The organism is Streptomyces olivoverticillatus (assembly GCF_014203555.1).
Taxonomy (GTDB): Bacteria; Actinomycetota; Actinomycetes; order Streptomycetales; family Streptomycetaceae; genus Streptomyces; species Streptomyces olivoverticillatus.
Genome location: NZ_JACHJH010000004.1, coordinates 1 through 15,225 on the forward strand (window position 1 = coordinate 1; position 15,225 = coordinate 15,225).

General features: G+C 72.3%; 9 protein-coding genes. 5 read left to right on the forward strand and 4 right to left on the reverse strand.

What is annotated here, in order from left to right; genetic code table 11:
- Positions 1 to 196: 196 nt before the first annotated feature.
- Entirely contained in the window at positions 197 to 745 is a 549-nt protein-coding gene (locus tag FHS39_RS14120; protein WP_045934467.1) for a MarR family winged helix-turn-helix transcriptional regulator, read from the reverse strand.
- A gap of 105 nt (positions 746 to 850) precedes the next feature.
- Here FHS39_RS14120 and FHS39_RS14125 point away from each other — a divergent pair, with 105 nt between their 5' ends.
- Complete coding sequence (locus FHS39_RS14125; protein WP_045934466.1) at positions 851 to 2,179, forward strand: MFS transporter; 1,329 nt, start codon at positions 851 to 853, stop codon at positions 2,177 to 2,179.
- Positions 2,180 to 2,243: 64 nt separating this feature from the next.
- Here FHS39_RS14125 and FHS39_RS14130 read toward each other — a convergent pair whose 3' ends face one another.
- Together FHS39_RS14130 and FHS39_RS14135 are read right to left on the reverse strand one after the other, a co-directional pair.
- A complete protein-coding gene (locus tag FHS39_RS14130; protein WP_184349720.1) occupies positions 2,244 to 3,968 on the reverse strand; it encodes a SpoIIE family protein phosphatase in 1,725 nt (574 codons plus the stop codon).
- Positions 3,969 to 4,260: 292 nt separating this feature from the next.
- Complete coding sequence (locus FHS39_RS14135) at positions 4,261 to 5,556, reverse strand: NAD(P)/FAD-dependent oxidoreductase (RefSeq protein WP_184350185.1); 1,296 nt, start codon at positions 5,554 to 5,556, stop codon at positions 4,261 to 4,263.
- 678 nt (positions 5,557 to 6,234) lie between these two features.
- On the opposite strand from FHS39_RS14135, the gene FHS39_RS14140 reads away from it, so the two are divergent.
- Together FHS39_RS14140 and FHS39_RS14145 are read left to right on the forward strand one after the other, a co-directional pair.
- Complete coding sequence (locus FHS39_RS14140) at positions 6,235 to 7,008, forward strand: TetR/AcrR family transcriptional regulator (protein ID WP_184349721.1); 774 nt, start codon at positions 6,235 to 6,237, stop codon at positions 7,006 to 7,008.
- Positions 7,009 to 7,223: 215 nt separating this feature from the next.
- On the forward strand, positions 7,224 to 9,260 hold the full coding sequence (locus FHS39_RS14145) for a sigma-70 family RNA polymerase sigma factor (protein WP_184349722.1): 2,037 nt from the start codon (positions 7,224 to 7,226) through the stop codon (positions 9,258 to 9,260).
- Between the two features lie 39 nt (positions 9,261 to 9,299).
- On the opposite strand, the gene FHS39_RS14150 is transcribed toward FHS39_RS14145, so the two are convergent.
- The gene (locus FHS39_RS14150) at positions 9,300 to 11,399 is read right to left on the reverse strand and encodes an asparagine synthase-related protein (protein ID WP_184350186.1); all 2,100 of its coding nucleotides are present in this window, start codon (positions 11,397 to 11,399) and stop codon (positions 9,300 to 9,302) included.
- Positions 11,400 to 12,255: 856 nt separating this feature from the next.
- Here FHS39_RS14150 and FHS39_RS14155 point away from each other — a divergent pair.
- Positions 12,256 to 13,788 carry an NsdA family TPR-like regulatory protein gene (locus FHS39_RS14155; RefSeq protein ID WP_184349723.1) on the forward strand — a complete coding sequence of 511 codons (1,533 nt, stop codon included), beginning with the start codon at positions 12,256 to 12,258 and terminating at the stop codon, positions 13,786 to 13,788.
- A gap of 181 nt (positions 13,789 to 13,969) precedes the next feature.
- On the forward strand, positions 13,970 to 15,190 hold the full coding sequence (gene lhgO, locus FHS39_RS14160; RefSeq protein WP_184349724.1) for an L-2-hydroxyglutarate oxidase: 1,221 nt from the start codon (positions 13,970 to 13,972) through the stop codon (positions 15,188 to 15,190).
- The last annotated feature ends 35 nt before the right edge of the window (positions 15,191 to 15,225 follow it).

Below are 15,225 nucleotides of genomic sequence, written 5' to 3' on the forward strand. Positions count from 1 at the left end.
CGCGACTCCTAATCGAAGTCCCGGGCCTTCCCGTTCCGAATTCCGGCATGCCGAAATTCATCCCGATCAGGGGCCGTGCAGTAGTGGATGCCGCCATGAGGCGTGAGTGGCCGCCGCAGAACCGTTCTGGCTCCGTGGCAACCCGGAGAACACTACGGATCCCCCTGACCGGTGTCAACTCGCGTCAACCGGTGCGTCAATCGAGGTCACTGAGGCGTCCGCCGGCGTCCGGCTGGGCCTCTTCCACACGACGGAGCAGCCGGGTCAGCATCTCGCCGAGCTGCCCGCGCTCCTCACCCGAGAGGTCCTGGAGGAGCTCCTCTTCGAAGACCGTGGCCATCCGCAGGCCGTCGAGCCACTTGTCGCGGCCCTCCTCCGTAATGCCCACGATGACGCGCACACGGTTGGTCTCGTCGCGCTCCCTCGTCACCAGGCCCTCCGTGACCATCCGGTCGATGCGGTGGGTCATGGCCGCCGGGGTCAGTCCGAGGCGCTTGGCCAGGTCGCCGGGGCCCAGGCGGTACGGATCACCGGCGAGCACGAGGGCCTTGAGGACCTCCCACTCGGCGTTGCTGATGCCGAGCTCCGTGGTCTGGCGCCCGTACGCGACGTTCATGCGGCGGTTGAGGCGGCTGAGAGCCGAGACCACGCGCTCCACCTGCGGATCCAGGCCTTGGAACTCGCGCTGGTAGGCGGCGATCTGCTCTTCGAGGCTGGGCTCAGCTGGGCCCGGTGTGTCAGCCATGCCGGAAGTATCGCACGGGCCGTTCGACATAAAGCCCTTCGCCGTGTACTCTTTAGCTTCGAAGTTTAGAGTTGAAGTCTTCAGGTTCGAGTTCAAGGGGTGAGTGTGACCACCGCGATGGGCGCAGCGCTGCGCCGGATCCAGTTGGGCAACGCGCTGAGCGCGTTCGGCAACGGCTTTACGGTTCCCTTCCTGTTTGTCTATGTCTCTCAGGTGCGGAATCTCGGCGCGAGCACGGCGGGGATCGTGCTGGCGACGTTTGCCGTGGCCGCGCTGATCGTGCTGCCGTTCGTCGGTCGGGTCATCGACCGCCGGGGTCCGCTGCCCGTTGCCGTCGTGGGTACGGTCTCCGCCGCCATCGGCTCGATGGGGCTCGGCCTGGCGAGCAGCCAGTCGATGGTGGTTGCGGCCGCGGCCGCGCTGGGTGCGGGTATAGCGGTCATCCAGCCGTCGCTGGCGACGATGATCGTCTGGTGCTCGACGACGGCGACCCGTTCGCGGGCCTTCGCGATGCAGTTCTTCCTCAACAACCTGGGCATGGGCGTCGGCGGTCTGCTGGGCGGCCAGCTGGTGGACACCTCGGACGCGTCGAGCTTTGTGCGGCTGTTCGCGATCGAGTCCGTGATGTTCCTGGTGCTGGGTGCGGCGGTGGCGACCGTACGGCTGCCGAAGGTGCCCAAGGTGACGGACGCCGTTCCCACCGACCCCGATGCCAAGGGCGGCTGGCGCACGCTGGCCGGGGACCGGGCGATGGTGCAGCTGTCGGTGCTGGGCTTCGTGATGTTCTTCGCCTGCTACGGACAGTTCGAATCGGGGCTGGCTGCGTTCGCGGTGGAGGTCACCCGGATATCGCCCGCGACGCTCGGTATGGCTCTTGCTGCGAACACGTCGGCGATCGTGCTGGCGCAGTTCGTGGTGCTCAAGCTGGTCGAGCGGCGGCGGCGCAGCAGGGTGATCGCGCTCGTCGGGCTGATATGGACGGTGGCGTGGGTGGCTGCCGGGGTGTCCGGGCTTGTGCCGGGGGCGCACGGTGTGGCGACCGCGCTGCTCATTTCGACGTACGCGCTGTTCGGCATCGGCGAGTCGATGCTGTCGCCGACGATGGCCCCGATGGTGGCGGATCTGGCCCCGGCGCGGCTGGTGGGCCAGTACAACTCGGCTTTTGCCCTGGTCAAGCAGCTGGCGCTGGCCGTGGGTCCGGCCGCCGGCGGTCTGATGGCGGGTGCGGGGATGTACGTCACCTATATATGTCTGCTGATCGGCTGCTCGCTCGGTATCTCCGTGCTGGCGCTGCGGCTGGGCCGCCAGCTCACTCCGGCGCAGGAGAACCCGCTCGCGGTGCGGGCGCAGCGGTCGGCGCCGGACGTCGCGCCGTCGGCCGAGGTCGAGGCCGCGGAGGTCGAGGCTGTGGAGCGTGTGCCCGTCGCGGCCTGACCGAGCAGCCTGGTGAAACGTGCGCGCCCGTGCCGGAAGCAGTGCTTCCGGCACGGGCGCCGTGTCATCCGTGCCCGGCGGGCAGGGCGAATTCGCACCACACGGCCTTGCCGCCGCCCGGTGTGCGGCGGGATCCCCAGGACGAGGCGATCGTGGCGATGATCGAGATGCCGCGCCCTGCCTCGTCGGCGGGCTCGGCGCGGCGGCGGCGTGGGAGGTGGTCGTCGCCGTCGGTGACCTCGATGATCAGCCGTCGGTCGGTGCGGCGCAGACGCAGCCGCATGGGCGGTGTGCCGTGCTGGAGGGAGTTGGCCACGAGCTCGCTCGCGGCCAGGACGCCCAGGTCGCGCAGCTCGGTGGGGAAGCGCCAGCTGGCGAGGACGCCGGAGGCGAAGGCGCGGGCGCGGGGGGCCGCCTCGACGCCACCGAGCAGTTCGAGCGCGGCGTTGTGGAAGAGCTCGGCGTCGTGGCCGGTGCGGGCGGGGTGCTGGAGTACGAGGACGGCGACGTCGTCGTCGTGTTCCTCGGTGATGCCGAGGGCTCGGATGAGGCGGCCGCACATGACCTGGGGCGAGCCGGTGGCCCCGGCGAAGGCCCGTTCCAGCGCGGCGACGCCTTCGTCGATGTCCTCGTAGCGCCGCTCGACCAGGCCGTCCGTGTAGAGGACGGCGCTGGAGCCCGGTCCCATGGGCATGGTGCCGGAGGTGTGCAGCCAGCCGCCGGTGCCCAGGGGCGGGCCGGTGGGCTCGGCGGCTCGGCGGACCGAGCCGTCGGGGTCGCGGACGAGGATGGGCAGGTGCCCGGCGGAGGCGTAGACGAGGCGGCCCTCGTTGGGGTCGTGGATGGCGTAGACGCAGGTGGCGATCTGGGTGGCGTCGATCTCGGCGGCGAGGCCGTCAAGGAGCTGGAGGACCTCGTGGGGCGGGAGGTCGAGCCGCGCGTAGGCCCGTACGGCCGTACGGAGCTGGCCCATGACGGCGGCGGCGCGAACGCCGCGGCCCATGACGTCGCCGATGACGAGGGCCGTGCGTCCGGCGCCGAGGGTGATGACGTCGTACCAGTCGCCGCCGACGGCGGTGTCCTTGCCGCCCGGTTGGTAGGTGGCGGCGACACGCAGGTCGTCGGGCTGTTCGAGCTCCTGGGGGAGGAGGCTGCGCTGGAGGGTGACGGCGGCTTCGCGCTGACGGCGCTCGCTGGCGCGCAGCCGTTCGGCGGCTTCGACCTGGTCGGTGACGTCAGCGGCGAAGACGAGCACGCCGCGATGGGGTGCCGGGCCTTCGGCGACGTCGATCGGGGAGCAGGTGAAGGTGTAGTAGCCGTGCCGGGGGCCGGCGTCGGTGTCGGCGGGGGACGGCACGCGGCGGGACTTGATGGTGCGGGGTTTGCCACTGCGCAGGACTTGGTCCATGAGGGGCAGCAGGCCGAGTTCTTCGAGCTCGGGCAGGGCGTCGCGGGCGGGGGCGCCGGGGATGCGGGGGCCGAAGAGCGTGGCGTAGGCGGCGTTGACGTAGGCGATGCGGTGGTCGGGGCCGTAGACGACTGCGACCAGGGCGGGGACCTGGCCGAGGATGGCATGAACGGACAGCCCGTCGAGGGTGGGCACGGCGCCGGGCTCATCGGCGGACGGCGGGGCGCACTCGGCACGGGCCGCGGGCACGGAACCGGTTCCGGCGGGGGCCTGCGGGGTGTCCGCGGCCGGCTGCGAGGGGGTGGACGCGGTGCGGTCGGCGCGGGCCGCGGCGCGGCGCTGCGTTCCGGGGAGCCGGGCGCTCCAGCGGGTGAAGTTCACTGAGGATTACCTCGCGGAGTCGTTCCGGATCAGCTCGGCGACGTGGGGTGCAGCGCGGCGGCCGGCGCAGGGCGGCTGAGCCGCGCGCCGGGCTGCTGGGGGTCGCGGTTGGCGGTGCGGGGGCCGGCCCCCGGGGGAGTGCAGCAAACGTCCGAATCCTCATGATTGTTACTCTTCGCGGCTACGAGCCCACCCATGGTCACACGTCCAGTGTGGCCGACCGGACTGACATCCGTCAGACGCCGTGCCCCACGGGGGAGTTCCCAACTCCGGTCGGGGGCCGCCACCTGGCTCAACTCGCCTCCGGATGGCGGCCTGTGCCCGCCGCGAGTTCGAATTCCGCGCGGGGGTTTTCCAGGGAGCCGAGCGAGACGATCTCACGTTTGAACAGCCCGGCGAGGATCCATTCGGCGAGGACACGCGCCTTGCGGTTGAAAGTGGGCAACCGGCTGAGGTGGTAGGCGCGGTGCATGAACCAGGCCGGGTAGCCCTTGAGCTTCTTGCCGTAGATGTGGGCGACGCCCTTGTGGAGGCCCAGGGAGGCGACGGAGCCGACGTATTTGTGCTGGTAGTCCTGCAGTCCATTGCCCCTGAGGGTGGAGACGACGTTGTCCGCGAGGACCTTGGCCTGACGCACGGCGTGCTGGGCGTTGGGGGCGCATTCCTTGCCGGTTTGTTCTGCCGTCAGGTCGGGCACCGCCGCCGCGTCCCCGGCCGACCAGGCATGTTCGACGCCCTGCACCTGGAGGGTCGCGGCGCACTTGAGCCTGCCGCGTCCGTTGAGCGGCAGGTCGGTGGCGGCGAGAATCGGGTGCGGTTTGACGCCTGCCGTCCATACGAGCGTACGGGTGGGGAAGCGGGCGCCGTCGCTGAGGACGGCCACGCGCTTCTCGCAGGATTCGAGGCGGGTGTCGAGGCGTACGTCGATATTGCGACCGCGCAGTTCCCGGACGGCGTACCGGCCCATTTCCTCGCCGACTTCGGGGAGGATGCGGCCGGTGGCCTCGACCAGAATGAATTTCAGGTCGCCGGGTTCGATGTTGTGGTAGTACCGGGCCGCATAGCGGGCCATGTCCTCGAGTTCGCCGAGCGCTTCGACGCCTGCGTAGCCGCCGCCGACGAAGACGAAGGTCAGCGCCGCGTCGCGGACTTCCGGGTCCCTGGTGGACGAGGCGATGTCCATCTGTTCGAGGACATGGTTGCGCAGGCCGATGGCCTCTTCCACCGATTTGAATCCGATGCCGTAATCGGCGAGTCCGGGAATCGGGAGCGTGCGGGAGACGGAGCCGGGGGCGAGGATCAGTTCGTCGTAGTGGACCTCGATCGCACCGGTGCCTTCTTCGGCGGTGGCGAGCGTCTTCACGCTGGCGGTGCGCTTGGCGTGGTCGATGGCGGTGGCCTCACCGGTGATGACCTGACACTTTTTCAACGTCCGGCGCAGCGGCACCACAACGTGGCGCGGGGAGATGGAACCGGCCGCGGCCTCGGGCAGGAAGGGCTGGTAGGTCATGTACGGCTCGGGGTCGATCACCAGGATGTCGGCTTCCCCCCGCCCCAGCTTCCGCTGCAGACGCAAGGCGGTGTACATCCCGACGTAGCCGCCGCCCACGATGAGAATGCGGGCCGGCCGCTTCTTCTCCGGCGTTTGCCTCTGCTCCGCCTCTTGCCTCTGCTCCGGCCTCTCGGGCTTCTCGTTCTTCCCCGTCTTCTCTGCGTTCCCCGACTTCTCTGCGCTCTCCGCCTTCTCTGTCTTCTCCGGCCCTTCCTTCTCCTGCGCCGCCGGTGCCTCCCGCTTCTCCCGCGCCGGTTCGCTCACCAAGGCCCCTTCCTCCTCGCGTCGTCGCGTTGTCCGCCATGGTGACCATCGCGCGGTCCGCCGCGTCGGCCATCGCGTCGTCCATCGCCTTGTGTCGTCGCGTCGAGGCGTGTCTCTTGGCACACCTCCCTCCCATGACGCATCGCCGACGAGGGTTTGTCCACAGGCCCTTCGAAATGTATGACCGGCTCCGGAGCTGATCCGTCCGTGGCGACAGCCTCGTTGCGATGGAAAGTCCCGCAGGTCAGGGGGGATGCGGTGGGGTGGTGCGGTGGTGCAGAATCAGGAGGGATCAGGCCGGTACTCCAATCGGGGAAGGCCTGTGGGTAGCTACCCCCTTCTTTCTTGACCTGGGCTCAACTATGTTCGTACTCCGTCGGGGTGTCGAGACGCGCCCCGGCAGTCAGGGCGGGGAGTCTCCGGGGGGAGACGTCATAACCGGGGGAACGTATGCACATTCAGGGCTCTCATTGGTCTGCTGCTGTCGCGACGACGACCGACGGCGCTGGTGGCCGTAATACGCCGTTGCGCGTGGATGCTCAGCGCAATCTCGAACATGTGCTGCGGGCGGCTCGCGAAGTCTTCGGCGAGCTGGGGTACGGGGCGCCGATGGAAGACGTGGCGCGCCGGGCCCGAGTAGGAGTGGGGACGGTCTACCGCCGGTTCCCGAGCAAGGACGTGCTGGTCCGGCGGATAGCCGAAGAAGAGACGGCACGCCTCACCGAGCAGGCACGGTCGGCGCTCGGTCAGGAGGACGAGCCGTGGTCGGCGCTCTCCCGGTTCCTGCGCATGTCGGTCGCGTCCGGCGCGGGCCGGCTGCTGCCGCCCCAAGTGCTGCGGGTCGGTGTCGACGTGGAGCACGAGGACGGCGGGGTCCAGGCCCCGGCCCAGATACAGCCCCAGCCCCAGGCGCGGGTGCCGCAGCAGCGGCAGCCGGGTGCCACGGGCGGGCAGCTGCACGAGCTGCGGCTGGTCGAGCAGCTGCCGACGGCCGTCGACGAGAAGGACGACGCGGGCGCGGCGGCGCTGCTGGACGTCGTGGGACGGCTGGTGGAGCGGGCACGGTCGGCGGGTGAGCTGCGCGCGGACGTGACGGTCGCGGATGTGCTGCTGGTGATAGCCACGGCCGCCCCGTCGTTGCCGGACGCGGCGCAGCAGGCGGCGGCGTCTTCCCGGCTGCTGGACATCCTGCTGGAGGGGCTGCGTTCGCGGCCGGTGGCCTAGGCATCGGGGTGCTTCCCTGAGGCCGGGGAGGCCGGACGTCAGGGCCGAGGAGGCTGGGCGTTCGACAGTCTTACCCGTACGAGTGACCTCCGGTGATCCGGCAAAAGAACACAACCCGGACGAGTGGTTGCCGATCCCGGAGTGATCCTGGCGCACGCCCGTATGCCACCCTTGCTCGGTGTTCGGGTACGCCGGCATGTACGGGAGCCTCCGCTATGGGTGTTGACGGGCGGGAAGATTCGCGCGGGAGCGACGAAGCGGATGATCCGCCGTCGCGCCAGGTGCCCGGTCAGGGTGGCCCTTTCGCTCCCGGACCGGCCCTGCCGCAGCAGCGGGAGGGCGGCTGGCTGGGGCCGCCCGACATTCCGGCCCAGGCCGACCCCCGTGCCGGTGAGGGCCTGCCGGAGGGCGATGCCGATGTGCCCGACGATGCCGATGCGCCGCCGTCCGACCTGGACCTGGTCGCGCGGATGCGCGGCGGTGAGAACGATGCGTACGAAGAGCTGTACCGCCGGCATGCCGACGCGGTGCGCCGGTACGCCCGCAGCTGCTGCCGTAACGACCACACCGCCGAGGACCTGACCAACGAGGTCTTCACCAAGACGCTGCAGGCGGTGCACGGCGGTGCGGGGCCTGAGACGGCGGTCCGCGCCTATCTGCTGACGACCGTGCGGCGGGTGGCGGCGGCCTGGGCGAAGACGGCCAAGCGAGAGCAGTTGGTCGAGGACTTCGCGGTCTTCGCCTCCTCGGCGGCGGCCGCGTCCGTGACCGCGGACGACGACACGCTCAATCTGGGCGCGGACGTACAGGCCATGCAGCAGGCCGAGGAGTCCTTGGCCGTGCAGGCGTTCAGGAGCCTGCCTGAGCGCTGGCAGACGGTGCTGTGGCACACGACGGTGGAGGAGGAGTCACCCGGCGAGGTAGCGCCGCTTCTGGGGCTGAGTGCCAATGCCACGGCGGTGCTGGCGCACCGGGCCCGTGAGGGTCTGAAGCAGGCGTACCTGCAGGCGCATGTGAACACGTCGCTGATGTCCGGGGGCGAGTGCGCCCAGTACGCGGACCGGCTGGGCGCGTATACGCGCGGCAGGCTGCGCACCCGGGCCGAGCGGGGGCTGCGCAAGCACCTGGAGGGGTGCGCGCGGTGCCGTACGGCGGCGCTTGAGGTCGCGGACGTCAACGAGCGGCTGCGTTCGCTGCTGCCGGTGGCCGTCATCGGCTGGCTGGCCGCCGAGTACTCGGTGAAGGCCGCCGTGGGCCTTGCCGCGGGCGCGGCGGGTGCAGGCGCGGCAGCCGGGGCGGGCGCGGGAGCGGCATCAAGCGGGGGAGCGGGGGGTGGGGGGGCAGGGGGCGCCCCCGGGAGTGCCGGCCTCGGGATCGCGGCGAAAGTCGGCGCCGCCATCGGTCTGGTCGTCGCCACCGGGGCCGTGATCGCCTACGCCGTGACGGGTGACGCCTCCGCGCCTCCGCATGCGCTTCGGAAGCCGGAGATCAAGTCGACTGCGGCGCCGGCCGCCTCGGCTCCGGCCTCGGCCGGGCCGACGCCCTCCGCCGCGCCCCGTGCCTCGCGGGCCCCGTCGCCGGCTCCGTTGCGGGCGAGGGCGGCCGCGCCGCGCTCCCCCGCACCGCACTCCCCCGCCCCGAGCCTGACCCCGTCACCGACGCCGACGCCGAAACCGGCCCTGCCCGCGCCCCCGGCCGCCTCGTCGGCCCCCGCGCCCACACCGTCCCCTTCCGCCTCGTCCACGCCTCCCCCGGCCCCCCGCCCCACCCCGGCCAAACCGACTCCCCCGGCCGAGGACCCGGCCGTCTACCAGCTCAACCAGCTGCGCTACGGCCACTTCGGCGACGGCACCAAGCCGGAGGTCCGGCTCGGCGGGGGCAGCTGGCTGTGGCAGCGGTACGGCATGAGGATCGGCGGCACGGCGTATCCGCACGGGGTGAGCGTCCACGCCCAGTCGTCGGTGACCGTCGACCTGAACCGTTCCTGCACGTCCTACGACGCCATGGCCGGGCTGGACGACATGACGCTCGGCCTCGGTTCGGCCACCTTCTCCGTCTACGGGGACGGCGCCCGGCTGTGGAGCTCGGGCGTGGTCCGCGGCGGCAGGCCGGCGGTGCCGGTCCATGTGCCGCTGTCAGGCCGCAAGACGCTGCGTCTGGTCGTCGAGCGGACCTCGTTCCCGGACAACGTGGCGGTGGCGGACTGGGCCCTGGCCCGTATCACCTGTATCCAGCCCCACCACGGTGACTAGCCGCACCACTCGCCACCGATGACAACCGGGCCGCAGCCGTCACAGGCTGGGCCTCGGCAGCACCCCGCCCGCCACCGCGCGCTGGCGGGGTGCTGCCGTGCCCGTCCAGCACGTGCCGCGGCGGGCCAGGAGGCGGCGCAGCCACAGTTCTGTGGAGACGAGTTCGGCCAGGCCGTCCAGGGGCAGCGGTTCGCCTTCCGCCGCCGCGTACAGGGCGCCCCGTACGACGTGGGCCTCGATCAGGCCCGCGTCGGCGATCAGAGGCGTCTCGAAGAGGTCCAGCAGGAGGCCCGCGGCCGCCCTGAGGCCCGCTCGTGCCGCCGCGGCGTGGGAGGCGTGCGAGGGGGCGCCCCAGCCGGGAGGCAGGTTCCTGATGCCCGTTCCCGCGAGGACGGCGCGCAGCACTGATGCGCGCGCCCCCGGTTGAACGCGGAGGGCCTCGGGGAGTGCGCGGCAGGCGCGCACGACCTGGTTGTCGAGAAAAGGGGCGTGCAGCCGCTGGCCCCGCACCTCTGCCGCCTGTTCGAAGATGCGGTGGTCGGCGGCATGCCGGGCGAGTGCCGCGGCGGCGCGGCGTTCGCCCGGGCGTTGCAGGAGGCCCATGGGGCGTACGGCGGCGGCCTGGAGGCGAACCGATACTTCGGCCAGCGCCTCCCCCGTGAGCCACCGGGCGGCGGGGCCCGGCCTGCACCAGGTGAGCGCCGCGAGCGAGGCGTCCACGGGCCCTGCCCCTCCGAGCGGGCCTTCTGCCGTCTCCATGGCGTGGAGGCCGGGCCTCAGCAGGGCGGCCGCCGCGGCTTCCAGCCCCTCCCGGTGCGTCGTACGGGCCAGTCGGCGGGCGGCCCGGTAGACGGTGAAGGGGACGAAGAGGGAGTGCGCCGAGGGGCCGTCGGCCCGGGCCAGGGCGGAGACAGGGCGCAGCAAGTGGCGTCGGCGGCGGTCCAGGAGCAGGTCGGCGAGGCGTGCGGGGTGGGCGTCAAGTACTTGGCGGGCGCCGTGTCCGACGAGGTGGTCGGCGCTGCCTGCGGTGAGGCGTCGGCGGTGGCGTTCAGCGGTGACGAGCGCGGGGGCGGGTTCGTCGGTGAGCGGGCCGTTGTCGAGGCCGGCGTAGGGGAGTGCTTCGGTGCCCGCGGCGACGATGACGTGGTGCAGGCGGGGGCTTGCGGCGATGGCGCGGGCGCGTTCGAGTTCGTGTGCGCGGGCGTGCCCGTCGTCGGCTGCGAGGTCGTTGAGGGTGACGGCGAGGAGGCGTTCTCCGGCGCCGGTGCCGTGGCCGATGGGGGTGCCGGGCAGGCCCGGCAGTCCGGCGGCGAGCAGGGCCAGGGTGCCGGAGGCGCTGCCTCCGGTGAGGTCGGCGCCGATACCGGGGGCGGGTGCGCCGCGGGCGGCGCGGCGGTGGGCGGGGCCCATGCCGGGTACGGGGCCGGGGTCGCGGTGGGTGTGGCGGGGGGCGGCGAAGCGGGTGCGTACGGATTCGACGAGGACGTCGCGTACGCCGTCGATGGCCTGGGCGGCCTCGAGTTGGGGGGCGGCGACGGCGAGGGAGGCGGTGGGTTCGTAGCCGGTGATGTCCCGGGCGCCGTCGCGCAGGACGAGGGCGTGGCCGGGGGGTACGCGGCGTACGCCGAGGTAGGGGGTGCCGTCGCCGAGTGCTTCGGGGGAGTCGGGGCAGGCCAGGAGTGCGGCGAGGTGGCCGATGTCGAGCTGGGCTTCGACGAGGTCGGCGAGGGGGAGGGCGGCGGTTGCGTAGGCGGTGCCGCCGGCCCAGGTGGTGTGGAAGACGGGCCGGGCGCCCGCGAGGTCCGCGGTGATGGTGAGGCGGCGCCCGACGTGGGCGACGGCGGTGTAGCTGCCGGGCCATGCGGTGAGGTGGCGGAGGGCGCCGCCGCGTGCGGCGGTGAGGCCGGTGCGCAGTGCGTCGTCGCTTGCGCCGCAGCGGCCGAGGACGGCGAGGCGGGTGTGGGGGTCGGCTTGGACGACGCGGACTTCGTCGGGGCGCCAGTCGCCGACGGCCCACAGAGGTGCCGGGTCGCCCCACAGGAGGCGGGCGCCTACAGGGTGGACGGCGGGGTTGTCCGGGGTGTGGGGCCCGTGGGGTCCCGGGGTGGTGGTGCAGCTCCACCCCACCAACCAGCGCATCGCCGCCTCCACAGGCTGTGGACAGCCACCGGGCGCCGTGGGCCGTGTGGTGGCTGTCGGGTAGCAGTCGTCGTCGGGCGGGCGGGCCGGGTGCCGCTCGCCGGGGTTGCGGACCTCAGGTTGCACATTGGACAACTCGCATCGGGCAGCTGTCATCATGCACAGCAACCCCAGGGTTGCGACATCCGGTGGACGACCAATGGCGGCCGTCTGCGGTCTGCGGCGGCGAGCCCAACGCACCTCACAACGGCGAGAGATGGCGTTTCGTCACGGTTTCGGGGGCGCCTGCCCTGGGCGGCCCAGGCGGTGGGCCCTGGCGGGTTCCGGCCAAATTCAAGTGATCTGCCGGCGGAGGGTTAGAAGGGGCGCATTCGCCAACTGCTTCCGTTTACGGGTCTGTGCTCCGGCCCGCCGGTCCGGTGCGGCCGTCCGCCGGCGGGGAGGGCTTTGCTGCGCCCTATAGGCGCGAGCCTGCTTCGGACATGCGGCGAGCGGCTTCCGGATGCCCGGTGGCGTCCCGCAACGTCACAGTCCGGGAGGCGCGAGCCACCTCCCGGACCGTTCCGCCGCCCGCGGGGAATGAGGCGACGGCTTCCCCCAGCCCACTGGATCCAGTACAGCGGGCCAACCCACGCTCCTCCATGAAACCCCGTGCGCGGTTGGCGAGGACAGAGCGCACGGTGGGCGCACGGCCACACACAACCGGAGCACGTGCCCCTCGGTGCACGCACATACGGACCAGAATCTCGCCATCCGGGACATCACCTCTTAACGGTCGGGATGCGGCGAACTACGCTGGGTTTACGAATGCCTCGTGCCTATGCCGGGGCGGGCGTCGCGTCGTCGAGGGGTGCGCATGTCCAGGGAGCCACGCGGACCGAACGAGAAGCTGGGCACTGTCCTCGCCCTCGCGGGCATCAGCAACGCCGGACTCGCGCGCAGGGTCAACGACCTCGGTGCGCAGCGGGGATTGACGCTTCGCTACGACAAGACGTCGGTCGCCCGCTGGGTCTCCAAGGGCATGGTGCCGCAGGGTGCGGCTCCGCATCTGATCGCGGCGGCCATAGCGGCCAAGCTCGGCCGCCCGGTTCCGCTGCACGAGATCGGTCTGGCGGATGCCGATCCGGCGCCCGAGGTGGGGCTGTCGTTTCCGCGCGATGTCGGCCAGGCGGTGCGGGCCGCGACGGAGCTGTACCGGCTGGATCTCGCCGGTCGGCGTGGGGGCGGGGGGATTTGGCAGAGCCTGGCCGGTTCTTTTTCCGTCAGCGCGTATGCGACCCCTGCTTCACGTTGGCTGATAACGCCCGCCGACAGCTCGGTGGCCCGCGAGCCGCACGAGGCGGCCGGGGAGCCGGGAGCGAACGGCGCGCCTGTGCATGGCAGTTGCGGCAGCAATGGTTCCGTATCCGCCGGGCACGGCTCGCCCGGCGCCGGTGCGCCCCCTGCCGCCGGCCCCGAGTGCGGTTTAGTGCTGCGGGTCGGGCACAGCGATGTGACCAAATTGCGGGAGGCGGCGGACGATGCGCGCCGCTGGGACTCCAAGTACGGTGGCGGCGACTGGCGTTCGTCCATGGTCCCCGAGTGCCTGCGGGTCGACGCGGCGCCGCTGCTGCTGGGTTCGTACAGCGACGAAGTGGGCAGGGCGCTGTTCGGCGCGACTGCCGAACTGACGCGCCTGGCCGGGTGGATGGCCTTCGACACGGGCCAGCAGGAGGCCGCGCAGCGTTACTACATCCAGGCGCTGCGTCTGGCGCGGGCGGCGGCGGATGTGCCGCTCGGCGGGTACGTGCTGGCTTCGATGAGCCTGCAGGCCACCTACCGGGGGTTCGCCGACGAGGGCGTGGATCTCGCGCAGGCCGCCTCCGAGCGCAATCGCGGGCTGGCCACCGCCCGCACGATGAGCTTCTTCCGTCTGGTGGAGGCGCGGGCGCAGGCGAAGGCGGGGGACGCACCCGCCTGTGCCGCGGCGCTCAAGGCCGCCGAGGGGTGGCTGGAGCGGGCGCGGCCGGGCGACCCGGACCCGTCCTGGCTGGACTTCTACTCCCACGAGCGGTTCGCGGCCGACGCGGCCGAGTGCTACCGGGACCTGCGCATGCCGCGGCAGGTGCAGCGGTTCACCGAGCAGGCGCTGGCACGCCCGACGGAGGAGTTCGTGCGCTCGCACGGGCTGCGGCTGGTGGTGTCGGCGGTGGCCGAACTGGAGTCGGGGAATCTGGATGCCGCGTGTGCGGCGGGGGTGCGGGCGGTGGAGGTCGCCGGGCGGATTTCGTCGGCGCGGACGACCGAGTACGTACGCGACCTGCTGCACCGCCTGGAGCCGTACGGGAACGAGCCGCGGGTCGCGGAGCTGCGCGAGAGGGCGCGGCCGCTGCTCGTCGCCCCGGCGTGAGCCGCAGCCGTCCCTGAGGAGCCGGCCCCGCGGTCGGCCCCGGCGCCCGGACGTATCGCCTGATCGTTTCCATCCGGGGACCTGAGCCGCCCCGGTTGTCAGTGGTACGGGTCATGATGGGGACGTGGGTGAGGCGCTGGGGTTTCCGTCGCGGCGGCGGGCGCGGGGAGGTGGTGTCGACGTGACGACGGCGGGCGGCCGCTTCGACTGTGACGTGCTGGTGGTCGGTGGCGGCATCGTGGGCCTGTCCACGGCCTACGCAATCACGCGCGCCGCGCCGGGCACGCGCGTCGTGGTGCTGGAGAAGGAGAGCGGCCCCGCGCGCCATCAGACCGGGCGCAACAGCGGAGTGATCCACAGCGGTGTCTACTACCGGCCGGGTTCGCTCAAGGCCCGCTATGCCGTGCAGGGCGCGGCGGAGATGGTGACGTTCTGCGCCGAGCACGGCCTGCCGTACGAGGTGACGGGCAAGCTGATCGTCGCGACCGAGCGGGCGGAGCTGCCGCGGCTGCACGCCCTGGCGCAGCGCGGCCGGGAGAACGGCATCCCGGTGCGGGAGCTGGGCCGCGCCCAGATAGCGGAGTACGAGCCGCGGGTGCGGGGCATCGCCGCCCTCCATGTGGGCACGACGGGCGTGTGCGATTTCGGCGCGGTGGCGGGCCGGCTGGCCCGCCTGGCGCAGGAGGCCGGGGCCGAGGTGCGGTACGGGGCGGAGGTGCGCGTCATAAGGCGGCGGGCGGACGCGGTGGCGGTGCGCACGGCCGGGGGCGCGGTGCTGCGGGCCCGGGCGCTGGTCAACTGCGCGGGGCTGCACAGCGACCGGGTGGCGCGGCTGGCGGGCGATGCCCCCGGCATGCGGATCGTTCCTTTCCGCGGGGAGTACTTCGAGCTGGCCCCGTCGCGTACGGACCTGGTGCGCGCTCTGGTGTATCCGGTGCCGGATCCGGCGTTCCCCTTCCTGGGCGTCCATCTGACCCGGGGCATCGACGGGCGGGTGCACGTGGGGCCGAATGCGGTGCCGGCGCTGGCTCGGGAGGGGTACGGCTGGGGGGTGGTGCGGCCGCGTGAGCTGGCGGGCACCGTGGCCTACCCCGGTGCGTGGCGAATCGCCCGTCGGCACTGGCGGTACGGGGCGGGCGAGGTGCGGCGCTCGCTGTCGAAGCGGGCCTTCACCGAGGCTGTGCGCCGGCTGTTGCCGGAGGTGTCGGAGGGGGAGCTGATACCGGCGCCGTCGGGGGTCCGGGCGCAGGCGGTGCTGCCGGACGGGACGCTGGTGGACGACTTCCTGTTCGCGGAGTCGGCGCGGATGGTGCACGTGCTCAATGCGCCCTCCCCGGCGGCGACGGCGTCGCTGCCGATCGGCCGGGAGGTGGCGCGCAGGGTGCTGGCCGGTCTGGAGTGAGGAGCGCCGTGGCGGCCGTGGCCGGGGGGCGGGCC